The 24,648-nt window shown below is 61.5% G+C and carries 17 protein-coding genes; 7 read left to right on the top strand and 10 right to left on the bottom strand.

Annotation, left to right across the window (positions count from 1 at the left end):
* Window positions 1–4 precede the first annotated feature (4 nt).
* Window positions 5–1,522, top strand: a complete 1,518-nt coding sequence (locus tag L1277_RS06125) for a gluconokinase (RefSeq protein WP_253375479.1) — start codon at window positions 5–7, stop codon at window positions 1,520–1,522.
* A 74-nt stretch (window positions 1,523–1,596) separates the two neighbouring features.
* Here L1277_RS06125 and L1277_RS06130 read toward each other — a convergent pair whose 3' ends face one another.
* The 4 genes from L1277_RS06130 to L1277_RS06145 all read right to left on the bottom strand — a co-directional run bounded on the left by L1277_RS06130 (window position 1,597) and on the right by L1277_RS06145 (window position 8,260).
* Window positions 1,597–2,526 (bottom strand): SDR family oxidoreductase, encoded by a 930-nt coding sequence (locus tag L1277_RS06130; RefSeq protein ID WP_253375480.1) that lies wholly within the window; start codon window positions 2,524–2,526, stop codon window positions 1,597–1,599.
* Window positions 2,527–3,283: 757 nt separating this feature from the next.
* A complete protein-coding gene (locus tag L1277_RS06135) occupies window positions 3,284–4,807 on the bottom strand; it encodes a hypothetical protein (protein WP_253375481.1) in 1,524 nt (507 codons plus the stop codon).
* 1,001 nt (window positions 4,808–5,808) lie between these two features.
* Complete coding sequence (locus L1277_RS06140; RefSeq protein ID WP_253375482.1) at window positions 5,809–6,666, bottom strand: PIN-like domain-containing protein; 858 nt, start codon at window positions 6,664–6,666, stop codon at window positions 5,809–5,811.
* Window positions 6,653–8,260, bottom strand: coding sequence for a DUF262 domain-containing protein (locus L1277_RS06145; protein WP_253375483.1), 1,608 nt, complete (start codon window positions 8,258–8,260; stop codon window positions 6,653–6,655). The genes L1277_RS06140 and L1277_RS06145 overlap by 14 nt, the downstream gene beginning before the upstream one ends.
* A 463-nt stretch (window positions 8,261–8,723) precedes the next feature.
* On the opposite strand from L1277_RS06145, the gene L1277_RS15765 reads away from it, so the two are divergent.
* The gene (locus L1277_RS15765) at window positions 8,724–10,238 is read left to right on the top strand and encodes a class I SAM-dependent DNA methyltransferase (RefSeq protein ID WP_253375484.1); all 1,515 of its coding nucleotides are present in this window, start codon (window positions 8,724–8,726) and stop codon (window positions 10,236–10,238) included.
* Window positions 10,235–11,239: a hypothetical protein gene (locus tag L1277_RS06155; protein ID WP_253375485.1), complete on the top strand. Its 1,005-nt coding sequence runs from the start codon at window positions 10,235–10,237 to the stop codon at window positions 11,237–11,239. The genes L1277_RS15765 and L1277_RS06155 overlap by 4 nt, the downstream gene beginning before the upstream one ends.
* Window positions 11,240–12,375: 1,136 nt before the next feature.
* Here the strand turns inward: L1277_RS06155 and L1277_RS06160 are convergent.
* Both L1277_RS06160 and L1277_RS06165 read right to left on the bottom strand, forming a co-directional pair.
* On the bottom strand, window positions 12,376–12,960 hold the full coding sequence (locus L1277_RS06160) for a Pycsar system effector family protein (protein ID WP_253375486.1): 585 nt from the start codon (window positions 12,958–12,960) through the stop codon (window positions 12,376–12,378).
* 64 nt (window positions 12,961–13,024) lie between these two features.
* Window positions 13,025–13,966, bottom strand: a complete 942-nt coding sequence (locus L1277_RS06165; RefSeq protein ID WP_253375487.1) for a hypothetical protein — start codon at window positions 13,964–13,966, stop codon at window positions 13,025–13,027.
* Window positions 13,967–14,149: 183 nt separating this feature from the next.
* Between L1277_RS06165 and L1277_RS06170 the strand changes: the two genes are divergently transcribed.
* From L1277_RS06170 to L1277_RS06180, 3 genes are all read left to right on the top strand, one after another.
* Window positions 14,150–15,079, top strand: a complete 930-nt coding sequence (locus L1277_RS06170; protein ID WP_253375488.1) for an aldose 1-epimerase family protein — start codon at window positions 14,150–14,152, stop codon at window positions 15,077–15,079.
* An 83-nt stretch (window positions 15,080–15,162) separates the two neighbouring features.
* Window positions 15,163–16,572 carry an APC family permease gene (locus L1277_RS06175; RefSeq protein ID WP_253375489.1) on the top strand — a complete coding sequence of 470 codons (1,410 nt, stop codon included), beginning with the start codon at window positions 15,163–15,165 and terminating at the stop codon, window positions 16,570–16,572.
* Window positions 16,573–16,627: 55 nt separating this feature from the next.
* Window positions 16,628–17,233 (top strand): YdeI family protein, encoded by a 606-nt coding sequence (locus L1277_RS06180; protein WP_253375490.1) that lies wholly within the window; start codon window positions 16,628–16,630, stop codon window positions 17,231–17,233.
* An 81-nt stretch (window positions 17,234–17,314) separates the two neighbouring features.
* Here L1277_RS06180 and L1277_RS06185 read toward each other — a convergent pair whose 3' ends face one another.
* The gene (locus L1277_RS06185; RefSeq protein ID WP_253375491.1) at window positions 17,315–17,575 is read right to left on the bottom strand and encodes a hypothetical protein; all 261 of its coding nucleotides are present in this window, start codon (window positions 17,573–17,575) and stop codon (window positions 17,315–17,317) included.
* 182 nt (window positions 17,576–17,757) lie between these two features.
* Between L1277_RS06185 and L1277_RS06190 the strand changes: the two genes are divergently transcribed.
* Entirely contained in the window at window positions 17,758–18,816 is a 1,059-nt protein-coding gene (locus L1277_RS06190; protein ID WP_253375492.1) for an NAD(P)-dependent alcohol dehydrogenase, read from the top strand.
* Between the two features lie 87 nt (window positions 18,817–18,903).
* Here L1277_RS06190 and L1277_RS06195 read toward each other — a convergent pair whose 3' ends face one another.
* Genes L1277_RS06195 through L1277_RS06205 form a run of 3 tightly spaced genes read right to left on the bottom strand, consistent with a single transcriptional unit; the run spans window position 18,904 to window position 24,638 of the window.
* Window positions 18,904–20,652, bottom strand: coding sequence for a DUF5605 domain-containing protein (locus tag L1277_RS06195; protein WP_253375493.1), 1,749 nt, complete (start codon window positions 20,650–20,652; stop codon window positions 18,904–18,906).
* A 3-nt stretch (window positions 20,653–20,655) separates the two neighbouring features.
* A complete protein-coding gene (locus tag L1277_RS06200; RefSeq protein WP_253375494.1) occupies window positions 20,656–22,164 on the bottom strand; it encodes a glycoside hydrolase family 43 protein in 1,509 nt (502 codons plus the stop codon).
* Window positions 22,161–24,638, bottom strand: a complete 2,478-nt coding sequence (locus tag L1277_RS06205) for a beta-glucosidase (RefSeq protein ID WP_253375495.1) — start codon at window positions 24,636–24,638, stop codon at window positions 22,161–22,163. The genes L1277_RS06200 and L1277_RS06205 overlap by 4 nt, the downstream gene beginning before the upstream one ends.
* Window positions 24,639–24,648: the final 10 nt, after the last annotated feature.

Consider the following 24,648-nt stretch of genomic DNA (forward strand, 5'->3'; position numbering starts at 1 on the left):
GAGTATGAGCAGCGCTGACGTCGTCATCGGGGTCGACATGGGCACCACGGCGACAAAATCCGTGGCGTACACCGCGGACGGCGTGCAGGTCGCTTCGGCGGCGCAGGGCTATCCACTCGATGAGCCGTTCCCCGGCCACGCGACCCAGGACCCTGAGCTCATCCTGGCCGCGGTCTACGAGACGGTCCGCGCGGTTGTCGCCGAGGTGGGTGTTGCTCGCATCGCCGGCCTGTCGTTCTCCTCGGCGATGCACAGCCTGCTTGCTCTCGACACCGAACTGAAGCCGCTCACACCGGTGATCACCTGGGCCGACACCCGCGCCTCCGTGCAGGCCGAGCGTCTCCGGGCCTCGGCAACCGGTCTCGCCCTGCACCGGCGAACGGGAACACCGGTCCACCCAATGTCCCCGCTCGTGAAACTCATCTGGTTCCGAGAGCAGGAGCCCCGCATCCGCCAGAATGCCGCCTTCTGGGTCGGCATCAAAGACTGGATCCAGCTGCGGATGTGCGGCGCGCTCGTCATGGACCACTCGCTCGCGTCGGCCTCCGGCCTGATGGACATCTTCCGCCTGCAGTGGGACGACGAAGCCCTGAGCCTCGCCGGCATCCGCCCAGACCAACTCCCCGAACTCGTTCCGACCACAACCATCCTGCCCGAGCTGACCGAAGAGGCCGCGCTGGCCACCGGCCTCCCGCTCGCAACCCGCGTCGTCGTCGGTGCCGGTGACGGCCCCCTCGCCAATCTCGGCGTCGGCGCCGTGCGCCCCGGCGTCGCCGCGGTCTCCGTCGGCACGAGCGGTGCCCTGCGTGTCGCCGTCGACCGACCCGCCGTCGACCCGCGGGGTGGCGTCTTCTGTTACGCGCTCACCGAGAACCGCTGGGTCATCGGCGGCGCGATCAACAACGGTGGAGTCACGCTCGACTGGGTGCGCGAAGAAATCGGTGCGGGCCCCGACGTCACGACGGCCGAACTCCTCGACGCCGCGCAAACCGTCCCGGCCGGTTCCGGCGGACTGATGATGCTTCCCTACCTGCTGAGCGAGCGCGCCCCGCACTGGAGCAGCCTCGCCCGCGGCGCCTACATCGGCCTCACCCGCGCACACCGGCGTGAGCACCTCGTCCGCGCCGCCGTCGAAGGAGTCTGCCTCCAACTCGCCCTCGTACTGCAGTCCATGCGCGCCGCGGGCCTCGACATCGACGAAATCCGCGCCACCGGCGGGGTGATGAAGCACCCGCTCTGGACCCAGACCCTCGCCGATGCACTCGGCTCACCGATCGGCCTGCTCGAAAGCCAGGAAGGCTCCGGCTTCGGCGCCGCCCTCCTCGGCATGTCGGCACTCGGACTCGTCGAGTCCATCGACGACGCCGCCAAATACATCCCCGTCACAGAGACCGTCCGGCCGAAACCCGCAGACGCCGCTGTGTACCGCAGCCTGCTGCCGATGTTCGACGAGTTGTACGACGCCCTGATCCCGACCTTCCAGCGCCTGAAACGCCTCGCACCCTCGCTTCCGCTGAACTGAGAATCGCGAGGTACCAGGCTCGTCCCGAAAACCATACGGCGAGCGGATGCCACGTGGTCGCGACCGCAGAACACTTACGTTCGATGTTGGCGCTTGTCGCGCTTTCTTCGCGCGCGAATTCCGCCATCCACCGTCACTCCCTCGGCCATCGGGATGTGCAGCGTCCCGGCGGTGGGCGGGACTCGACTGCCGGTGCTGAACTCGACGTTCACGACCTTCGCGGAGAAGTAGCGGGCGAGCGAGGGGAACAAGTGATGGACCATACCCGCTGCCCGAGGCTTGGCGCCGACGGAGACCTCGGCCTTCGGATTCACGCACGCGGACACAATCGCGTTCACGACGTCAGCCGGGTCGCTCATCGCGTCGATTCCCACCGCATGGCCGGTGTAGTTTGCTGCGTGAGTCCAGCAGGGCGTGTCGACAGCCCACGGCATAATCGTGCTCACTCGGATCCTTCTGTGCTCCCCGCTGAGGCGAAGCTCTTCGTTGAGTGACCGACCGAGACTCAGCACCGCGGCCTTCGACGCGGCGTACGAGGCTTGATTAGTGAGCGGCACCTTGCTGTCGATCGACGCCACGTTGATCAGGATCCCCGCGCCTTGCGAGCGGAAGTGGCGAAGTGCCACGTGGGCTCCGTAAACGAGACCGGTGAGGTTCACGTCGATCAGCCGCTTGTGGTCCTCGATCGGAATGTCCCAGAACATGCCCAGGGCGGCAACGCCGGCGTTGTTGATCCACACGTCGATGCGGCCGAAGCGCTCCACGGCAGTGGTGGCCAGAGTGGAAATGGCATTTGGGTCACTGATGTCTACCGCCGTGGCGACCACCCTTCCGCCGGACTCTGTGATCAGCTGGGCGACCTCGCTTAACACCTCAACGCGGCGCGCGGCGAGCACCACATCGGCGCCGAGCTCTGCGAGCCGCAGCGCGACACCGCGCCCGAACCCGCTCGATGCGCCGGTAATGACGATCGTTTTACCCACAAAGTTCTCGTGGCGTCCCATGCGTTCATCTTGAGGCGATGCCGTCATGACCTCAAGCGGTTGCTCCGTCGTTGCCTTCGGTCTAGTTTCGAGAACGCCTCAGCGCGTTCACTCACCACGCAAACCTCTCAACGCGACAGCTTCCGCGAGTTCAGCCAAGCGGTTGCACGGGCCGACTCCGCGGGGGTGAAGGCTCCTCGCGACGTGAAAGGAACAACGCTCCGTGCTCAACCGACGGCACCTTCATCTCGGTGCCGTCCGCAGCGCCGACTATCGAAGGAACCTGCCGCGCACGCAACAACTCCGCAATGGCGTCCCTCACAGCATCCGGGTCCCTCGCGACTCGGGCCGCAATAGTCAGAGCCCGGGTCTGATTGTCAATCGCGGCGACGGAAGTCGATGGATCGACCGAAACGTTCCGACCGCAGATATCAGCAGTGCCGCGTGAATACGATCCGAATTGACACCTTCCGGTGCGCTCAGAAGCAGCTCATCGAGCACACCATCCGGGAGCGGGCGAACATGCAGGCTTACGATGTTGACGCCGAATTTGCTCGGCCCGCCGGTAACCGCGGAATACCTCCGTCGCCGGCCAGTCACCCGTGCTTTGTTCTGTAGCGGATCGTGGGACGCACGCTGTTGCCCAGCCAGTATGGCGGCACATTGGAGCTCGGCAATCGGCCGGAAGACCGAGTAAGCGTAGATCACTCACACGTTCTGGACTGCAGCGCCTGGGGTGGCAGAACCCTTTCGGAGTGATTGCTGGCGGGCCCCTGATCTAACTCAAGTCGAGCACGCCCTTCAAAGCCGCTGCTGCAACGGTCGTGCCGATGGTAGTCGCCGTATCCACCACCCACTTGCCCAATTTCCGAAAGCCTTGAATCGCCGCATCGTCATTGCCAAGCGCGAGCTGTTCCGTTGCCGCTTTGAGCGCTTCAGAGTCTCCATAGGTGAGAGCACCCTCCGCTGACGTCACTTCTTCGAGGAGAGTGCTCAGTTCGTCCAATAATGCCTCACGCTGTATTTGTTGACTCCCGATGGCGATAGTACCGTTGAGCCCGCCGATGACACTGCGGTCTACGCGTGCATTGTCGCCGACGGCCCCGTAGGTTCCGCCCGAAAACTCGTACTTCGGCATACTCAAATTCCCTTCGACGTTAATCGTGAACGCTCTGTTAAGGCCCCGGTCGCGGTCTGCGATCTTATTAGCGCGCGATCGCGCCTCCTCAGCTTCGCGGAATGCGGTCAACTCCGCACGCAATTTGGGGCGCATGACGTCAATCGTTCGATCGAGCACTTCCTCTAGATCGCGGCCGGAAAAACTGCGAGAAAAGAAGGCCGTGTCTAGGACGGCGCCGGGGTCCGCTCCGCCCGGGTGCGCCTTATTCTGAACCGTCCGGACACACGAGAGTAGGGTTCGTTGAATCGCCTCGAAGCCAGAAGAGCCCTTGATATCTGAAACTGCGCCGTGATTGGAATGGACTGCGGGTGAGGCGAGGTACAACATGAGTTCATATATGGAGTGAAGGCGAAGAAGATGAATGCGCAACTCCCGGATCCTTTTCCGGTCTCCACTGCTCCCTGTGGTGTCCCAAAGGACATGGCACATCAATGAACCACCGCCCGTGACGGGTGCGTCAAAGCTTGCGAGGCGTACTCCGCCGATGCGCAGTTGTTGCATCTTCAGTTTTTCGTGCGTGTCCGCCATAAGGCCGGGGGCCTCTACGACTACCGCTATTTTTCCCGCACGAACAAACGAGCTCGAAGCCGTATCTAGGGTAGACGTGTGACCTGCAAATCGCGCGGCGAGTTGCTTCCCGGCGGTCAAGAGCCGCACTGGGGAGCCCGGTTGTTCAGAACGAACTCGAACCGGCAAGGCGGCAGCGGCGCCGACGACGTGCCGGACTTCAGCGAGAGAAAAGACGCCACGGCGCGGGTACTTGAGCCAACGGTCCGAAGCTGGAGCTGTTTGAAGCGCCAAGTCCACATCAATTAGTGCCGACGAATTCGGCAGCGCCATCCATGCGCGCTTGCGCACTGCATGGATCGTGTGGTCGCGAAAATTCTTGTTGAAGGTTGCCAGCGGCACATTTTCGAACGAAACAGTGCGCTGCAAATCAGCAAACGATGATTCGTGGGACCAAGGCTCCACGCCTCCGGACGGTCGCCGCGTCACACGGCCGAAACCCCGAACAAAATCGCCGTCGGCCCATGCGGCGGGCAATACGACTGACTCCGCAATGGTGGGGTCTGCCGCGAACCGCCGGCCGTCAGTGATGGGTAGGCGAAATGTCATCAACACGCCCGAAGTCTAGAGGAGAGTGTCGAGAAACACTTCCCCTTCGCGCGAAGTCCGGGGGAAGTCGGTGACTCGGACGAGGGCACCCTACAAAGTAGGTGTCCACATCGAACGACCACCAAGCGCCGCTGGGGAACGCTGACTCCGATGGTCAAGCGTCTGCCTGAGCGACAATGACCACCTTAGCGTCGGAACTCGGTTGTGGCGCCATTCCTGCTTGTCTCGACTTGGATAATGGTTCAGCTGAGCCCACGCATCTATGCAGTGTGGTCCAAGTCGGGCACCCGCAGGACCCGGAGATTGAACGCTTAATGCCAACCTCCCGCGTCGTGCCGGAGGCCCTGACTATGCCGCCGCACGCGCACCAGCAGACGCAAAAGCTCCCCAAGCTTGAGAAGTCCTCGCTACCGCACCGAGAACTGACTAGTGGCACCGCCTTCCTCGATGTCTAATAGTGAGTATGGACGAGCTGTCGGACGACCCTGCGCGCACTCCTAACTGCCCCAATTGCCTCACGCGAATGGTGGTCAGCGGTACTGATAACGACCCGTACTGGCTGTGCGACGATTGCGGACTTATTCGATTGACTTGAGTAACCGCGGTTGTGTTCGCCGAGGTCTGGCACCCGCCACCGATTGCAGGTTGTGACCTGGCCCTTCCCCTTTTTCTGGCGACCGGCTACGTGCCGTTTACTGAACTCAATGGGATCTTGTACTTCTCAGACCTGATAATGGCCTTCTCTAACCGCACCCTGCTTTGAGCGCGACAACGCTCGGGCCGGGGTGTTCGCCTAAGCGGAGAAGACACAGATACGCCTCCGCGTTCTGGCTTTGATATCTGTGGGTTGTGTCACCGCGACAATTGCCAGGTCCTACCAGCCCTAACCTTCAGCGTTTGAGACTCGAATCGGTCCACGCATCCGGAAGCCGCTCGTGCAGGTCTATGAAACCGAGCCTTCGGGCCCGACGCAGGAACGAGCAACTGCTCTGCTTGTTGAGCTTGTACTACTCGATCCCGTTCTCGGCGCTCGCTACCAGGAGCCCCTGTGCTTCGCTCTCGGCGGCCTTTACCAAGGCGCGAAAATCGCTATAGGAAAGGATCGTTAGATCTTCGTCGCGAACCCATCTGAACTCTTCAATGAGGACCGGGTGTCCCGCAGCTCCCGCTTTCCAGTCTGGCTTCGAGTCGTCACTCACCCAAACATAATGGTCGCGGCCTTCTGACGGGTCCATACGGAGAGCGCCAAGCAGGAAGTCACACCATACGAAGAAGTCGCCGCCAGCGGCAGACTTGAGTTTTTCGTCGGCGAATCCCGGAGGAGTCCTCGTCGCCATGCGAATCGCCGCCAGGTCAGCGAATCGCGTGCGCGACACGCGAGTGCATATGGCGATGTCTAAGAGTGACTGGATCAGCTTCCGCGACTGATCGAAGAACTCCGGTTTTTTCGAATCGAGTAGGTCGCCAGAAACTTCCTCGACTAGCTCTTGGAGCTGACGCACCGCCCCTTGGTCATACCCTCCAAGCTTGCCGGACTCAATTCCTTTCGCCAATCTGGTCAACTCACCCTGGAAAGAGTCCAACTCGCCGCCTGCGAAAACGTGGAAGTTGTTCCAGTACTCGGTGATTGTCTGTCCAGGAGCGATAAGACCCACATTGCTCGCCTCAAGGGTAAGAAACAGTTGATCGGCGGACGAAACATCTTTGCGAAGTAGCTTCAAAATGTTCGTGTCCAAACCAATGGCGACAACTTCCTTGAGAGACGCAGGCGGTGCAACCTCGAGTGCCGCGAGGTGGTGTGTGACAGAGTCTGTAGCCGCACCCATGCGCTCAAGAATTCGATCCTCGGCTTCAGAGATCTCCATACCAGAGCTCACCCACTCTATTCAGGATCGCCTCTGTCCGCTCCCTCACCATTTCGGCAGTCCAAAGATCTAATTCAAAGCGGTCAACCGATTCCGTGCCGATCAGATTGGGAAGGATGCGCTCCCTGACGGTCGCTGGAGTGTGAGAGTTCTGTGGCCTTCGCTCCTGCTGGGTCAGCACCCAATTGCCGACAAAGCCACCCAACTCCCGGTATTGATTTGCATCAAAACCGGGCCATTCCACGCCATTCCGCGGGCGGACTTGGTGCGGGAAGCCTAAGAGTGTGGGCGTCCGAACTTCTTGTAGATAAGCAGCCCTCACAACGTGGGCCTGAGCCTTACTGAGATTTCGGGAAAGCCGGATTGTGAATATATCCCGACCGGGGCGCAATTCGCGGAGTTTGCGCAGCTCGGAGGCCCATTCTGCACCGTTATGGACGCGCCGAGCGGCGCGGGCAAACTGCGCTTCGATGCTCCCCGTCCCGAACTCGTTCGCGAGGACGCCGGGAACCAGAATGTCCAGAAGGTCTTCTAAGAGTGGGTCGGGGTCAGCGGTCAGGCTGGCAGCGAGGAGAATCGGCCGGAACCGGGACATCGACAGAGTGTCAGCTAAGGCGAACGCGCGGGTACGGGTCTCGCTGGATTCCACGTCTGCGGACGGATCTAGCATCTGCGCGTACACCGGTAGGCGTGACTCGAGCCTTTCGAATAGGCGCTCGACCCCTCGTTCGTCCCTGTAATTAGTGGAAACGACGTGATACAACTCCCGTGGAATGACGTAGCCGTGATCCAGAGTGACGACGTGCCTCACAAAAGTGGTCAATTGGTCGAGGGCATCGAGCCCGTCCAGTAAATCCTCGATTGCGTTCCACCGCTCGTGGGTTCTCCGTTGATCACCCGCTGCGCTGCTCCCAATAAGGAACGATTTGATCAGCTCTGCCGGCGTCAAGTTCCTCCCGCGGGTGTTTACGACCTCGTAAACCTTGAACGCGGCCTCGCGGTTAGGGTGCATAAACACCGCGAAGGTGACACCTTTAGTGATGAACTCGGTCCATTGGCCAACGCGCAATGCAGGGTTTTCATGGCGTTCCAAGTCCTCCCGAAGCCAAAGATACATTACTCGGTGGGCCTCGTGAATCACCGAATCAGGCCGAAGAATCAGCTCGTCGACACTCTTTGCGTTGAGCAGCATCGCCAAGTCGTCTCTATCCGAAGGGTCGGTCAGTTCGATTCGCCCCACCTGCTCTTCCGTTTGGAAGTCCATCGAGAAGAGAAAGTCAGAACGGACGCTTTCCGCCACAAGACGCCGTCCGAGTTGCTGCGCCGACAAGCGCAACACGTTCGCCAGAATGGTCAGCGTCACGAGACGCTGCTGACCATCGACGACTTCGAGCCGGTCGGGGCCGTCGGAGAGGATAACAAGCCCCAAGAAGTACTCTTTTTGGGTGATTCCACCGGAAAGGTCTCGCCAGAAGTCAACAACCTGTGTGTCTTTGTCCCAGCTGTATTTGCGCTGATAGTCAGGAACCAGGAATCGGTTCTTTGCGAAGAACCGGCCGGCGGCCTCTGTCGATGCGTCAACTTGCGAGTTCATCGGATCTCCGTCCCCTCAACCTTCTTGGCAAGGCTCGGAGATTTCTGTCGTGGGTTACGCCCGCTTCTCGCAGGTGCTATCCCGAGCGTAGTGGAGCACGCCGCGCCCGCGCATTCACGGGATATCGGGTTAGCCGTAACGCGACTAGGGAAGTCAATTGAATGCGCGTCCGACGCGACCCTGTGATCAAAGTGTCGGTGGCATAGGGCAATCTTTCGCGAGGGTAATTCGACGTCGAATGCCCTGCTCTTCGCCGAGACTAGACTCAGCGAGGCGTTCATAGTGAGCAGCTCATTTCTAACTAAGGATTTATGTGAAGCCAGAAGAATCGGTCCGACAAGACGTCATCAGGCGGCTCGAGTCCATTGGGTGGTCGTCCGACAGGTTGCGGTGGAGGCCCGAATGGTCCATTCCAGCAACACCACACGACCTGTCCAAACGCGAAAAGGGCCAGAGATACGCGGTGGCGGGGTCGGCCGACTTGGTCGCCTTCGCGGACGACAGCGGAGGCTCGCATGCCCTGCAGGTCATCTTCGAGTTCAAAGCGCCTTCCATCGACGCGGGGCGTGAACAGTTGCTCAGATACTTGTCCATGGAGCCGATGGCAAAACTTGGCTACTGGACGAACGGTACTGCAAGCCTGGCGATCTACAAGCGGCACGTAAACGATTGGCTATTTATTGAAGGGGCTGCGCTCCCTCAACCAGACGACGACCTCACGCGGCCGCCGGAAAAACCTCTGACATGGGACTCGCTGCGACTCCCAACCGAGGTGGAGCTTAGCGCTGCGCTCAAAAGACTAGTCGCAACAGTCATCGTGGCGGATTCACGCGCTACACGTAGGGAGGATCAGCTCAGGGAACTCCTGCATGTGATGCTCGTTAAGCTCGACAACGACTCGTATTTCTCCAAGTCAAAGAACGCGGACAAGCCTGTAGCCTTCCGCATCTACGGGGATGAGCACAACCGTGTAGAAAAAACGGCTGAGCAGGTGAGAAAGCAATATCGGGAGTATTTTGCTCGGCAACAGAACCGCGTGTTCAATCAGGACGACAGAAACGAGATTCAGCTAACCGACACCACGCTTTATCGTGTGGTCGCGGAGCTGAGTGGCTACCGCATCCTGGGCGATGACATGGACGTTCTATCAAAGGCTTTTCAGGTATTCCGAGCCAGCGCGTTGAAGTCGGGCGAGGGACAATTTCTGACGCCCCAGCGCGTTATTCGACCGTGCATCATGGCTCTGGATATCACATCTCAGGACACTGTTATCGACCCGGCGTGTGGCACTGGTGGCTTCCTTCACGAGGCTCTGCGCCAGGTGAAAGAGAACGAGTTCCCGGGCGCCGATGAGAGCTATCACATCGTCAAGTACGCCAATGAGAGTCTTTACGGCGTCGATATGGACAACATCGGCGTGAAGTTGACGAAAGCGCTCATGATTGCCTTTCGTGACGGGTCAACGCACGTCTTGCAGGGCGACTCCATTCGGGTGAAGAACTGGCGGACCGAATTTCCGGGCCTCGCACAAGAGCTGGGTAGCTCCCAGATGGCCGACGGTATTGCTAGGAAGTTCACCGTTGTCGTGACTAACCCGCCATTTGGCGAAAAACTCAAGGTTTCCGCGGCGGAGGCGAGAGCCAGCAAATATACGATCTCCCAAGCTGCGGCTATGGGTCGGAAAAATGGCTATGCAGATCTCGAGATTGGGCTGATTTTTCTCGAGCATGCATACCGGCTGTTGCAGGTGGGCGGTCGAATTGGCATCGTTCTGCCCGAGACTTACTTTTTTTCGTTTAGCTACCGGTGGCTCCCCGGTTGGTTGGAAGGGCGGCTCAAGTTGCGCGGCATGGTCAACATTCCCATGGAAGCGTTCGAAGAATTCTGCCGAGCCAAGACAAATTTCTACATATTCGAAAAAGTCGGCGAAATCCAGTTCATTGAACCGCAGACAGAAAGGGAAGGTGTCAAGGCATGATCCACAAGCCATCCTGGTTCCGAGACGGTGAAGTAATGGTCTCTACGGCACCAACCTGTGGACTCGCAAAGGGCGGGCGTCTACTTCCTCTAGTCGATCGCAAGACTGGTAAGAAGGTGCAGGTAGAGGATCCCGAGACTCGCGAGTTGGTCGACGCTGTCGACGATCAACTGAAGGCAGACATGGAAGCCCTCCGGGACGGGAATGAGACTCCCACACTGCGATTCGTGCCCATGGACGGTCTCTCTCTTCGTACGGCAGTGCCGACCTACTTCGATCGGCGGTTTGACAGCGCCTTCGATGAGGCGATGAGAACCGAGAAATTCGCGGGATTCACTTCGATGAGTATCGGAGAAATGGTCGAGGCGAAGCTATTGACATTCCGCAACGGCCACGGCTCACCAACCCAAAGTGTGCGGGTTGGTAAGGTGCCGTACATCAAAGTCAGCGATCTCCGTGCAGGGCTGGTGAACATCAACCCGACCAATCGGGTCCCCACGGCAGTGGCCGAGCAGTTTTGGAAGGGCACAAGTTCAGGCCTAAAGGCCTGGGATCTCATTTGTCCTGAAAGGACCTCAAAAAATATTGGCGACTTCTGTATGCTCATGCCGGGTCAGGAGCAGGTTGTCACAACAAAAGAAGTGATCGTCTTGCGACCCGGTGACCGAGCAACCTTTGACCCGTTCTATCTCATGTGGGCGATGTCGTTGACAATAGTGCGCGATCAGTGGCGGCGCGTCGTTTTCATGCAGACAAATCGAGAAGACGTTGGCGATCGGTTCCTGGAAATTCGCATTCCCGTTCCGACCGACCGTAGGCATGCGGATAGTGCATCGGAGCCCTTCCGCGGTTACTACCGAGGTCTCGCCGCTGCTCGCGAGCAGCTCAGTTCTTATCTGACTAGTGAAGATGACCACCACTTCTTCCTCGGTACTGCCGCAGAGCCTGTTGCGGACGTGCTCGCGATAGAAGAGGACGCGGCTCTGGCTGACCCAAACTAGCTATCAGATCTCAGCTTGCAGGTAGATACAGACTGTTTCGCGCCTCTCGCGAGAACTGCACGTGCGGGCGCTGGATCTTCCAGCCACGACAGGGCAGCTCGACCTCTCGGCGCTGCCGCCAGCCGCCTTCGGTGCGTGTCGCGCCTCCGGCGGCTGGCGGGGGAGCCGGGGCATTCCCCGCACAGGACCTGAGCCCTCCGTCTCGGGTACGGTAGCGGCAGGTGGGCCGCGCCACCCGGCTTACTCGTTGTGTATAGGGTCTAATTTGAATAGCGCGAGTTCCCCCGCCATCGCAAGACGTCCGCTTGCCGCCGGGCGCCGGATTCGTCGGTATCGATCCGTTGGCGGACTTGCCTGACCCAGTTATTGAATCGATGAACGATTCGGTCTCGCATTCGGCTGTGGGCGCTTGAGCCTCCACCAGCCTGCTCACGAGTCCAATTCGCCTTCATGCGGTGTAGAGGACCGCGGCCTTGTAATGTTCGTCCCCAGCCATTCGCCGACCCACGATTCGCCCGGAAGGCTCAAAGTTTCAATAGATTCGTTGAAAGCGGGACGTCCGACGTCGCTGCACCGGCTCACGGTGAGTGCTTCCAATCGTTGGGCGCAATTGCGGGTGTACGCACGCTCGATGGATTGTGCGCAGTAACACCGAGCGGCCGCTTTGCGTAACAGCGCGAGCGACGCCCTCCGGACGCAGGATGCAGCCCACAGAACCATCGCACTGAGGACTCGATACGACGTTTGTTCATTTCGATCAGCCGATTTCCGTCAGTCCCATGATCAATCAGGTTGATGCAGAGAAACCACCGCTCACCGAGCCCGATACAAGGGCTTCCCGGCCCTGCAAACGGGCCGCCTCGCGTCGCGCCGAGGACCCTTTGGGCATCCGGTGGGCGCTGCGCTTGTCGGTCTAGCGGCGCTCGAACTCGTCGGGTTGTATGACGACGTGACGTAGTTTCTCCTGCGGTCTGTTGTAGAAAGCTGCGACAGAGCGAGCGACGGAGGCGCCGGGCGATTGGAGGCGCCGGGCGATTGGAGAATGTTAACAACTCTTCTGCAAGCGTCTGCGACCGTTCGGAGATCTAGCTGCTGGGGTAGTTTGTACGGCTCGTAGTTTCAATCCATGCTGTCTCCTAGGAGTTGGCGACGCCAATAGCGATCGCAATTGCTGCAACAAACGCGCCGGTCGCCAGCGCCGAACGAATAGCCCATTTCGCGAACTCTGCCTTCACCGTCGCAATTTTGGCGTTGGCGTGGATCTGATCAGCCAGATCTTTGGTCAACTCAGCTGGATCCGCTGTAAGAGTGTGAAGGACATCGCCGTAATGCTGCCGCCTGCCTTTGAAATTTCGGGAAATGCTCGCGAAGAATAGGCGGTTGATAGCGTCGCGATCGGCGTCCTTGTCGTTGACTCTGGGTGTCAACGTCCATGCGCAAAGAGCGCCCGTGAGAACGAGCAACGCGCACGCGGTGACCACGAGGGCGTCGAAAAGTAATGAACGATACTCGAAGCCATTAGCGAGGTTGAAGGTCATTGTGCCGAGCGCTCCTGTGAAGGCAAGGGTCACACCCGCCTTTGCGTCAGAATGGCGGATCCACTCATTGACGAGTGTCAGTGCTTTCCATGCATGATCTGGGTTCGGTGGGAGCGCTGAACCACCGCGCATTGATACAGCGTTGCTCGGGCGGAGCTGGCGCGGAAAGGGCCTTCGGGTCATGCCGTTAGATTAGTAGCAGAGCTCACAGAAGTTAGAGATTCGCGCCGCCACGAGCGTCCGACGTTCACTTGAGACCAATTCGGCGATTTCTAGCATCCCTGCGCTTCTGCTGAGCAGTGACTGACAGTGCGTTCGCGAACAGTTTCTTCCTTAATGCCGCTCGAGCATCCTCCGCGTCATCTCGCTTCTTCAGGCCATCGAGGACCGCAGAAACATACTCGTCACCGTGAACAGTGCACCAGCTGGCCGACAGTAGGCGACCCTCCCGCTCGGAGTTTGACTCCGGAATTTTTGCAACGGTCACGTCGTCCCAGAGACTTGCACTCGGCCCACCGTTGCACGGGCACGTAAGCGTCAGGTAGTCATTGCGCTCAATGTGATCCCATACGGAGCCTGTGACTATAAGTTCGTGGCGCTCGGCCTGCTGAGCAGCTTTTGTTGCGAAGTTGACTGGCGTGCCGGCCCAAACAGGCTCTTGTTCGGACAGGTTCCGTGGGGTTCCGATTCGCTTGACCAGAACCCGGCCAGAGGCAACACCGACCTTGAATCCGGTCGGAAAGTCTTCCGCATGCGTCTCCCATTTGTTTTCCAGCCGAGGGACGAGATGAAGCGAGCTGAAGGTTTTTACCGTAATTCCCGAGCACAATGCTCGCTCATATCGTTTGTCGCCCCAAAATAGTGCGAAAGCGCCATCGCCCTGGATCGCAATGAAGTCCGCGCCGAAGCGGTTGTAGATGCTTACCGTGCCACCTGTCGCCGCCTGGTAAATGCTGGCTGTAGATGCTGCGTGCTTTCCCGTGCCCAAGTGGGTTGAGTTCTTAAGGTCCGCTACTACGGCCACCACATCGGGGATCTGTATCCACTTACGGGCTTCAATAGGCAGCTCGGTGACGTCGAAGTCGTCGTCCCATTCTTCGACGGTCGGCTTTGACCCGAACTCTTCCTTGCCCATTTCATCGAGCTCCGCAAGGAGCGTGTCAAGGCTGACAGTTGATTCTTGTGGCATATGGCCCTCCTGTGTGAACCATAAAAGAAGCCACCGACACAGTGGTGACAGCCCGAGGACGCTTGCCAAGCGATGGGGCCACAATCGGAAGTTGGACTCTGAGTGCCTTCTGTGTGCTGTCATCGCACCTTCGTGTTTCGTGGTCGGTGCATGCGTAAGTGCAACACCCGGCAGAATTGACCCATGACCATTCCTCTCTCCGGGACCCAGTTCGAGCTCACCAGCGGTGACTACACCGCGACCATCGCCAGCGTCGGCGCCTCGCTGCGCTCACTGAAGCACAAAGGCCGTGACCTCGTTGTGTCGTATGACGCTGACGAGGTTCGCCCGGCCTACCGCGGTGCGACGCTCGCGCCGTGGCCGAACCGTGTGGTCGACGGGCTCTACAGCTTCGAGGGCACCGATTACGAGCTCGCGCTCACCGAACCGAAGCGCGGCCACGCCCTGCACGGGCTCGTCGCCTGGCACGACTTCATCGCGATGGACGAGGCCGCCGACCGCGTGATGCTCGCCACCACGGTTGAGGCGCAGGAAGGCTACCCGTTCCGCGTCCAGGTTCGCGTCGAGTTCGTTCTCGACGCCGACGGCCTCCACACCACCGTTGCTGCCCGCAACACCGGCACCGCACCCGCCCCGTTCGGCACCGGCCCGCACCCGTACCTCGTCGCTGGTGAGGGCACAGTCGACGACTGGACCCTCTCCCTTCCTGCCGAGCAGGTTCTGACGGTCACCGAAGATCGCCTGATTCCCATTGAGAAAGCGGATGTTTCCACCGAATCAGGCGGAACGTTCGACTTCCGCACACCCCGCGTCATCGGCGACACGTTCATCGACCACGCGTTCACCGGTCTGATTCGGGACGAGAACCGCACCGCCGAAGTTCGAGTCACCGCGCCGTCGGGAACCGGCGTGAAGATGCGTTGGGACTCCTCGTGCAAATGGGTGCAGGTGCACACCGCCGACCAAAAACCGGAGACGGGGCTGCCCAGCCGCATCGGCCTCGCTGTCGAGCCGATGACCTGCCCGCCCGACGCGTTCAACTCCGGTGAAGACCTGCTCGTGCTTCAGCCCGGCGCCGTGACGTTCGCGTCGTGGAGTATCGCCGCGATCTAGGTTCGCCGCTTGTGGGTGCTGGCCACGTGGCATCCGTTTCGATATTTCGCGCCATGCGCGGGCTTGATAGGTAAGGAATTCTCTTGGAACCGACATTGAATCGCCGACTCGGCGTGCCCGGAATCGTCTTCATGGTGATTGCGGCGGCTGCGCCGATCACCGTGGTGGCGGCGAACTTCCCACTCATTCTCACCGTGTCTGGATCGATCGGTGCGCCGTTGATGGTGCTCGTCGCGACCGTCATTCTGCTGCTGTTCTCGGTCGGATACGCGTGGATGACACCGCGGGTGCCGGATGCTGGTGCGTTCTACTCCTACGTGAGTCGCGGGCTGGGGCGCCGTGCCGGGCTCGGAACCGCGTCGATTGCGCTGCTCTGCTACGTGCTACTGACCGTGTCGATGACGGCGTACCTCGGTGTGCAGGCCGGCAACCTGATCGAGCTGTGGACGGGGCTCGAGCTGCCGTGGTGGCTCATCTCCGGTGTGATGCTCGTGATCGTCGGACTGCTCGGGTTCCGCAGTATCGACCTGTCGGCGAAGGTGCTCGGCGTTGTGCTGGTGCTCGAGGTCGTCGCGGTGATCGCCATCGACCTCGGCGTGCTGTTCTCGGGGCGCGAACTCACCGCGACCCCGTTCAGCCCGGCTGAAGCTTTGTCGGGCACGCCCGGACTCGGGTTGCTGTTCGCGTTCCTCGGGTTCTTCGGATTTGAGGCCACGGCCGTGTTCCGCAACGAGGCTCGGAACCCGGAGAAGACGGTGCCGCGGGCGACGTACATCGCGGTCATCTCGGTTGGTGTCCTGTACTTTGTCTCGTCATGGCTGGTGATCGCCGGGCTCGGTGGCAAAGACGCGATTGCTGCCGCTTCAGCGAACCCAGACAGCGTCGTCGTCGGACTGGCCGGTGAGGTGATCGCTCCAATCGTGGGTGACATCGTGCAGGTGCTCGTCGTGACCAGCATGTTCGCGTGCATGCTGGCCTTCCACAACATCGTGACGCGCTACCTCTTTACCCTCGGGCAACGTGGTGTTCTGCCGCAGAAACTGGCGGATGTCCACCCCAAGCACCGCGCGCCGTCGCGGGCGTCGCTGTGGGTGAGTGGCATCACATCCGTTGTTATTGTGGTGTCGGCTCTCGCCCAGCTCGACCCGGTGGTGCAGATCTACACCTGGTACTCGGGTGCTGGCGCTGTCGGAGTCATCGTGATGATGGCGCTGACGAGCTTTGCGGTGCTCGCCTTCGGCGCGAAGCACCGTGGACCGTCTGGTGACGCGCCGTCGCGGTGGGTGACCGTCGCGTCGGTTCTCGGCGGCATCGGGCTTCTCGGTGTACTTGCCCTCTCGGTGTGGAACTTCCCGTTCCTCGTCGGTGGCACGGTGGCCGCGATCATCTGGGGAGTGGTGCTCCTCGGAGTCTTCGTTGCGGGAACGTTCCTGCCGCAGCGAGACGTCAGGCTGACGCGGGCTGAACCGGTTCTCGAGGATGCCGCGAGCTGACGTTCAGGGGAGAAGAGGTCACAATCTGACCTCAGCGGATGCCACAGTGGGCACTATGGAAAACTTGCGCTCGTCGGACCGGCTCCTCGTTGCTGATGCGGCCGCGTGGCGCGCCTGGCTTGACGCAAATGAATCCCGCTCCGACGGCATCCGCTTGGTGCTCGCTAAGAAGGGCGTGACGGAGCCAACGTCCCTGACCTATGCGGAAGCGCTCGAGGAAGCATTGTGCAGCGGCTGGATCGATGGCCGTCGCAACGCGCTCGATGAACTCACCTTTCAGCAGCACTTCACTCCGCGTCGGAGGGCCTCGATCTGGTCGCTGCGAAACGTCGACATTGTCGCCAGGCTGAGTGCGGACGGTCGTATGCGGGAACGTGGACAGGCTGAAATCGAGCGCGCGAAGGACGACGGCCGGTGGGATCGGGCGTACGCCGGCCAGGCAGCAGCCGAGGTTCCCGATGACCTCGTTGCGGCGCTCGCTGAGTCGCCTGAGGCAGCAACTCGTTTCGCCTCGCTGAACCGGGCAGAACGGTACGCCGCGATTCACCAGGTGATCACCGCGTCGAGCCCAACCAGTCGAGCGAATCGAGTCGGCAAATTCGTCGCCACGTGGGCGACTTCCGACCTCGACCTCCCGAGCCGTCACACGAAAAGCCGATAGCCACCTTTCTTCCGCCCTGTCGTCCACGGTGGTACTGTCCCGGCATGAGCTCGTGCTCCCGCAATGGCAGGGTTCCAGCGCTCACAAATTGGTGTAGTCGTATCCTTCACCGCGGAACAGATTGCGACGGAAAGCGTAGGCGAGGGCGCAAGTGATGGCGAGCGCCCCCAGCGCACAAACCGGCAACGGTAGCGAAGTCACAAACGCGAGAACGAAGGTGAGCGCGGCGGCGAAGACCGCCACAGCCACGGCAAGAAGGATCCGCAGCCGCCAGCGCAGCGATCTGGCGGATTTTCGTGTGTGTCGGGAAGCGCTTGTATCCCGATATTTATTCGCGGTCATCGTGTTCTCATCATCTCATCAGCATTCGAACGAAGAGGTGGGTAGGAACTCACGGTGGTGCTTTCCTCGTCGTTTCCGTCGTGACGAGCCCCGTCAAGGCCCCCGAGGCCGAGCGCACCGGCTGTAGATTTAAGGACGGCAGCGCAGACGCGATTCGCCCACCACACTCCCGGAGGTAATTCTTGACCACCACCGTGCCCGCACTTGTTGCAGCAACCCCCGGAGCCTCCTTCGAGCGCTCCACCATCGAACGCCGCGACGTCGGCCCGAACGACGTGCAAATCGATATTGCCTACGCCGGAATCTGCCACTCCGACATCCACCAGGCTCGTGAAGAGTGGGGAGCAGGGATCTTCCCCATGGTTCCCGGCCACGAGATCGCCGGCATCGTTTCCGCCGTTGGCTCCGACGTCACCAAGCACAAGGTCGGCGACCGCGTCGGCATTGGCTGTTTCGTCGATTCCTGCCGTGAGTGCGAGAACTGCCTCGCCGGCGAAGAGCAGTTCTGCCTCAAGGGCAACGTCGCCACCTACAACGGCCGCGAGTACTCGGGCGAAGAGACCTACGGCGGATACAGCACGTCGATCGTCGCCAACGAGAACTACGTGTTGAGCATCCCCGAGGGCATCGACCTCGACGTGGCCGCACCGCTGCTGTGCGCCGGAATCACCACCTACTCGCCGCTGAAGCACTGGGGTGCAGGCCCCGGCAAGAAGGTCGCGATCGTCGGTATGGGCGGACTTGGCCACATGGGTGTCAAAATCGCCGCGGCGCTCGGCGCCGAGGTAACCGTGCTCAGCCAGACCCTGTCGAAGAAGGAAGACGGGCTCCGCCTCGGTGCGACCGATTACTTCGCGACGAGCGACGACGAGACGTTCAAGACGAACAGCAAGCGCTTCGACCTCATTATCAACACGGTGTCGGCTGATCTGCCCATCGACAAGTACCTCTCGATGCTCACCCTCGACGGATCGATGGTCTTCGTTGGTCTGCCGGAAAAGCCGCAGACGTTCCGTGTGTTCTCCCTCACGGGTGGACGTCGCAGCCTCGCCGGATCCAACATCGGCGGCATTCGAGAGACCCAGGAGATGCTCGACTTCTGTGCGGAGCACGGCTTGGGTGCCGACATCGAGGTCATCGGCGCCGACCAGGTCGACGAGGCGTACGAGCGTGTTGTGAAGAGCGATGTGCGCTACCGCTTCGTGATCGACACCGCGACAATTCCGGAGAACGCCGCGTAAGCATCCGCTCGAGACTTAAAACCGGCCGCTGCCCTTCACGGGGCAGCGGCCGGTTTCGTCGTTAGCTTGAAAGTACCTCGACTGTGCTCAGACCGCCGTCACTCGAATCGCCATGAACTGCCGGCCTGGAAGCGGCACCTGGAAGAACCCCTCCACCGTGCCGTCGAGCCGCTCGATGGTCATGTTCCAGGTGTCGATCACGTCGACGACATACTCCTGACCGGGCGGAAGGACGATGTTGCGATAGCGTGCCTGACCGAAGCCCAGGTAGAGCAGGTAGTACGCGCCCGAAACTCCTGCCCATGGCACATCCCAGTCGGACGGCAGGGGATCGAGCACGCCATCGGGGGCGTCAGCGGTGATCTCTGCCAAGAACCGAATGCGGTCGGGGCTGGAACCGACGAGGGCGCCGCCCTTCGACCACCACAGTTCTTCGCGGTCGTTAAGGTAGGTCTCGCCGTGGCCGACATATCCGCCTCGGACGGCGCCCTCCCAGAACCGTCGCACCATTTCCTGGCCGGTAATGTTGCCCCAGCCCTGGTCGATGTCGCCCTCGTACGCGCACTCGTCAATAACAATCGGCTTGTGCCACTCGTTGCGCCAGGCATCGGTGTTTTCAGCGGTTTTGTAGACGTCAACGCGCTGCACGCTGCAGTGAGTGATCCACGGCCTCGAGTAGTCATAGAACCCGAAACAGTTGTGGATTGACAGCAGGTGGCCGACCGGGTCATTGGACGTCACGACGGTCGCGATGCGCTCCCAGTCCTCGATCGACTTCCACGGCAGGAGGTCGTACTCGTTGGCGAGCGACCACCACACCGACGGGTGTGCGGCGAGGCGGCGAACGACGTAGGAGACGAATCTATCGTCCCCGGCCGCTCCCATTTTTGAGAAACCCCACCGGTCGTAGGCGTGGAAGAGGATGAGGTCCGCTTCGATTCCCAGCTCCGCAAGCTGCTCGATCCGACGCTCCAGCTTCTGGAAGTACTCCGGATCGAATCGGGTGAAGTCCCACCCCTCGTCGAGTGAGCCTTCAAAGGGATACAGCTCTGGTTCATTCGCGTTAAAGAGGTACGCCTTCGGGAAGACGCACATCCGCACCTTGTTGAACGGTGAGTTCGCCAGCGTGGCGAGCGTCGCCTCCTCGAGCTCGTCGGTCTGGTGGGTCCAGGCGTATGCGGTCGTTCCGATCGGTAGGTAGCGCGTGCCGTCGGCGTATCGGAAGTGGTGGGTGTCTGCGACCGCGACCGGACCGCGGGATGCGGGTTCCTCCGTGCAGGTCACCGCTCCGGTGTGCCCGTCGAGGGAACGCGCGTTCGATGACGTCGCGAAGGTCCACTCGCCCGGCGAATCCGCCAGGAACCGAATCCGCCAGATCCCATCACCGTCATAGAACCCACCAACCGTGCGGCTCCGACCGCCACCAGTAACGGTCGCGGTCAGTTCGACATCGGTGAACGGGTTGCCGTGGCTTGGGCCGTCGAGAGTGATCTCCACGCGGCCGCGCAGGCCAACCGTGCTTGGTGCGCTGAGGGTCGCCGAGGCGATCGGCACCGTCGATGCTTCATAGTTTGGGTCGACGTCAACGTATCCGGCTTCGGCGGGGGCGCTCGCCGCTGAGTCACTCAAAGCGCCCAACCGGCTCCACAGTCTCTCGAGCACATCGCTGTCATCGCGGACCGTCGGCGACACCATGACGACGTTGCCGACCGGCATCCAGGCGAGCTGTTGTGCCATCGGAGCGTTGATAATTCCCGGAATGAGCTCCGCGAGAATTCGGTTGCCCTCCGGGTGTGCGAGCACCTCGGCGAGCGAGTCGGTCTTGACGAATCCCACCGTTTAATCCTTCCCGGCATAGCGGAATGAGTCGAACGCAACGGTTCCACGCACGGCATAGAGTCCGATGACACGGCCGGTGAATGACGCGGCCGTCTCTTGAGAGAGATATCGTCCATCGACTCGGGCCAGCTCGAAGCGATCGTCACCCTCACCAGCGCTGAGCACAACGATGTCGCTGGTCAGAGCCGACAGCATGCTGTCGCCGACCGAGCGAATGAAATCGATGCTCAGTGTGGTCGCACCCTTCGGTGCGTCATGGGTCCAGGTCTGCCGAATTCCGGCGACCGAAGCACGAGCGGTCACGCGCCCCTCACCGACCTCGATCTCGTAGTGGTGATCTTCGTCATAACGCACGCTGAGGCCACCGAGTCCGGTTCCCGGATCGATAACCACGGATGCAGTCGCCCATGGATGCTGCTGCCTCCAGCCCACGAGTGCGGGGCGTTGGTCATCGAGGGTTGAGCCGTCACCGGTGAGGGTGAGCCAGCCTGGCCGCTCGCTGAGCGAGGACACCTCGGCCGGGAACTGCCGGATCGAAATCCACTGCGGGGAAAGAGTCTGCTCGTCGAAGTCGGTTTCGAAGACCGACTCACCCTCGCGGGGGTTGAGCAGCACGGGTTCGGCAACGAGCCAGTCGTTCTCCCACCGCGCCTCGGTGATAAACGTCTCGCGCCCAAGGGCAGAGAACGCTTGCGTCATGCCACCCGGGCGCATGCCGAGCATGATGAGTGCCCAACCGCCGTCCGGCGTCTCAACGAGGTCGCCGTGCCCGGTGTTTTGGATTTCGCGACCGGTGCTCCGGGCCGAGAGGATCGGGTTGGTTGGTCCGCCTTGCCCAGCACCATCGGCGAACGGGCCGGCCGGTGAGTTGCCACGAGCAACGCTGATGCCGTGGCCTCGTTCGGTCCCGCCTTCCGCGATGAGCAGATACCAGTAGTCGCCGTGCTGATAAAGGTGCGGTGCCTCCGGAAACTTGAGTCCGGTGCCCGACCACAACTGTTTCGGTTCGCTCGTCGGGGTTCCCGACTCGAGGTCGACGGTGATCTGCAGGATCCCGCCGTGCGGTCCCGGTTCCGCACCCGAAGTGGTGTCGAGCCCGGAGTACGTTATGTACGCCGTTCCGTCCTCGCCCCAGGCGAGGTCGGGGTCGATGCCATGGATGCCCTTCACGAGGATGCCGTCATCCCACGGCCCCTCGACGGATGCGGAGGTGAAGATCAGCATTCCGCGCGCCATGGCATCCGTTACCACAACATAAAACAGGCCATCTCGGTGCCGGATCGTCGGCGCCCACGCACCACCGAGTGTCGGCACGTTCTCCGAGTGGAGTTGCCCTGGGCGATCGACAACGTTGCCGATCTGCGTCCAGCTGACCAGGTCGCGGCTGTGGAAGATCGGGATGCCGGGCAGGTACTCGAAGGTCGAGGTGGCGAGGTAGTAGTCCTCGCCCACCTTCACGACACTGGGGTCCGGATAGAAACCGGAGATCAGCGGGTTGGGGTAGATCATGCGGTCACCTCGACTGTCGTTCCGAGCGGCAGGTCGGCGACGCTGGTACCGGCGAACAGCTGGAAGACGCCGGGCTCGTAGTGCCAGCCGTCCTGCCAGTCCGCGAATGACCGTGCCGGGATCGTCACGGTGGCCGTCACGCTCTGGCCGGCTTCCGCAGAAACCGCCGCGTAGCCCACCAGCCAGCGCACCGGCCGGTCGATCGAGCTGTCGGGCCGCGACGCGTAAACCTGCACCACCTGTTTTCCGACGCGCTCGCCGGTGTTTGTCAGGCGAACGGATGCTGTGAGCTCGATTTCTGAGGTCACCGTCGGTGAATCGATGGTCAGGTCAGTCAGCTCCCAGGTGGTGTAGCCGAGACCGTGACCGAACGGGTACGCCGGTTCGGTGCCGGCCTTGAGCCAGGCCCGGTAGCCAATGTGGATGCCCTCTTCATAACGCACGATGCCGTCCTTCGGAGTGACATCCAGAACGGGCACGTCCTCCTGCGCAACCGGCCAGGTGGTGGGCAAGCGACCGCCGGGCTCAGCCAGACCGAGCAGAATGTCGGCAAGGGCGTCGCCGTACTCCTGTCCGCCGAACCAGGTGAGCAGCACAGCGGCGACGTCGTTACGCCAGGGCAGCAGCACGGGGGAGCCGGAATTGACCACGACGACCGTGCGCGGGTTGACCGCAGCAACGGCGGCGACGAGCTCATCCTGTCGACCGGGGAGCACGAGCGAGTCACGGTCGTAGCCCTCGGACTCCACCTTCGCGTTCGTGCCGACCACGACGACTGCGACGTCAGCTTCCCGGGCAGCAGCGACAGCCTCCGCGATGAGTGCGTCGGGGTTCGAGCGGTCGGGTTCGATGCCGATGGTGATGCCGAGAACGCCGTCGAGGGCGGTCGGGCCGGATGTGTCGAACTCGACCTTGATTTCGATCGGTTCGCCCGCGCGCACGGCGACCGGTGCTGACGCCGACGGCGGAGCGAGGAATGCGGCTCCGAGGTCGGTGCCAACCGATTCGACGGTGGCTTCGCGAACGAGTTCCCCGTCGATGTAGATGCGCCCGACTCCGACGGCTGCGAAGCCGACCAGGATGTCACCCGACTCCTCGGGAAGGTATCGGGTGCTGAACTCGAGCACGCTCGACCGGGTGATCGGGGCATCGCCGCCGAACCAGATGAGGGCGCTGGCGAGGCGATCTTCACGGAACAGCTCGGCGCCGTCTGCGTCGAGGAAACGCACGAGCGCACCGGGCTGTCCGTTCGACGGGTTCGTCATGCTGTCGAGCGGGAATTCGGAAATGCCCTCCTGCACGACGGCACCGGTCGAATAGCTGATTTCCGCATTCGGGAGGGCAGAGCGGATGCCATCGAGCGGCGTCACAATCTTCTCGGGCAGCACTGTCGCACTACCCCCGCCCTGCGTGCGGGCGTGGCGGGCGTTGTCACCGATCACGGCAACGCGGCTAAGCATGTCAGCCGACCACGGCAGTTCACCGGTGTTGCGGACGAGCACCGATCCAGCAATCTCGGCTTCACGCACAAACGCGATTCCGTCTTCGACACGAACCGGAGCGGCAACAGCGGGTTCGAACCCTTCGAGGGCTCCGACCCGAGCCGCCAGCGTCAGGATCCGGAGGACTTTGCGGTCCACGGCGGACTCGTCCACTTCACCGGCACGGACCGCCCCCACGAGGGCATCGCCCCACGGGCCAGCCGGGCCGGGCATGACCAGGTCCTGCGAGTGCTTTGCGCTCTCGACGCTGCGCACGGCGGTCCAGTCGCTCACGACCACGCCGTCGAATCCCCACTCGGAGTTGAGCGGGGTTTCGAGCAACTCGTTCTCGGTCGCCGTTGCACCGTTGATCGAGTTGTATGAGCTCATGATGAGCCAAGCGTGCGACTCGCTGACAGCTTTCTCGAAGGCGAGCAGGTAGAGCTCACGAAGTGTGCGGTCGTCGACCTTCACGTCGACGGTGAAACGGTCGGTCTCAAAATCGTTGGCGATGTAGTGCTTGGGCGTCGCGCCGACGCCATTTTCCTGAACACCAGATACGTAGGCGGCCGCGAGTGTGGACGTGAGGATGGGGTCTTCACTGAAGCACTCGAAGTGACGTCCACCGAGGGGCGAGCGATGCAGGTTGATGGTCGGGCCGAGGACGACGTCGACGCCCTTCCTCCGCGCCTCGACCGCTGCGACGTTGCCGTAGCGTCGGGCGATCGACGGGTCCCAAGACGAACCGAGTGCCGTGGCCGACGGCAGGTTGAGGGAGGGGCTGCGCTCGTCCCACACCTCACCACGCACACCGGATGGACCGTCGGAGACGAGGATGCGGCGGAGCCCGATCTTCTCGATCGGCCAGGTGGCCCAGAAGTCGTGGCCGGTCAGAAGGAGAACCTTCTCTTCGAGGCTCAGCTGCTCGAGCAGGTCAACGAGGCGGGCATCGGTGCCGGCCGTGACGGGTGGGGTGGGAGTGGTCTGAGTCATGACACAAAGT

Origin of the sequence: Okibacterium sp. HSC-33S16, from assembly GCF_024171565.1 — a bacterium.
Classification (GTDB): Bacteria; Actinomycetota; Actinomycetes; order Actinomycetales; family Microbacteriaceae; genus Mycetocola_A.

What these genes read in the sequence shown, in the direction of transcription:
- L1277_RS06160 (WP_253375486.1), bottom strand. Translation starts at nt 12,960, where the DNA reads ATGACCCGAAGGCCCTTTCCGCGCCAGCTCCGCCCGAGCAACGCTGTA.
- L1277_RS06145 (WP_253375483.1), bottom strand. Translation starts at nt 8,260, where the DNA reads ATGAACTCGCAAGTTGACGCATCGACAGAGGCCGCCGGCCGGTTCTTC.
- L1277_RS06185 (WP_253375491.1), bottom strand. Translation starts at nt 17,575, where the DNA reads ATGACCGCGAATAAATATCGGGATACAAGCGCTTCCCGACACACACGA.
- L1277_RS06170 (WP_253375488.1), top strand. Translation starts at nt 14,150, where the DNA reads ATGACCATTCCTCTCTCCGGGACCCAGTTCGAGCTCACCAGCGGTGAC.
- L1277_RS06165 (WP_253375487.1), bottom strand. Translation starts at nt 13,966, where the DNA reads ATGCCACAAGAATCAACTGTCAGCCTTGACACGCTCCTTGCGGAGCTC.
- L1277_RS06180 (WP_253375490.1), top strand. Translation starts at nt 16,628, where the DNA reads ATGGAAAACTTGCGCTCGTCGGACCGGCTCCTCGTTGCTGATGCGGCC.
- L1277_RS06200 (WP_253375494.1), bottom strand. Translation starts at nt 22,164, where the DNA reads ATGATCTACCCCAACCCGCTGATCTCCGGTTTCTATCCGGACCCCAGT.
- L1277_RS06205 (WP_253375495.1), bottom strand. Translation starts at nt 24,638, where the DNA reads ATGACTCAGACCACTCCCACCCCACCCGTCACGGCCGGCACCGATGCC.
- L1277_RS06130 (WP_253375480.1), bottom strand. Translation starts at nt 2,526, where the DNA reads ATGGGACGCCACGAGAACTTTGTGGGTAAAACGATCGTCATTACCGGC.
- L1277_RS06155 (WP_253375485.1), top strand. Translation starts at nt 10,235, where the DNA reads ATGATCCACAAGCCATCCTGGTTCCGAGACGGTGAAGTAATGGTCTCT.
- L1277_RS06125 (WP_253375479.1), top strand. Translation starts at nt 5, where the DNA reads ATGAGCAGCGCTGACGTCGTCATCGGGGTCGACATGGGCACCACGGCG.
- L1277_RS06140 (WP_253375482.1), bottom strand. Translation starts at nt 6,666, where the DNA reads ATGGAGATCTCTGAAGCCGAGGATCGAATTCTTGAGCGCATGGGTGCG.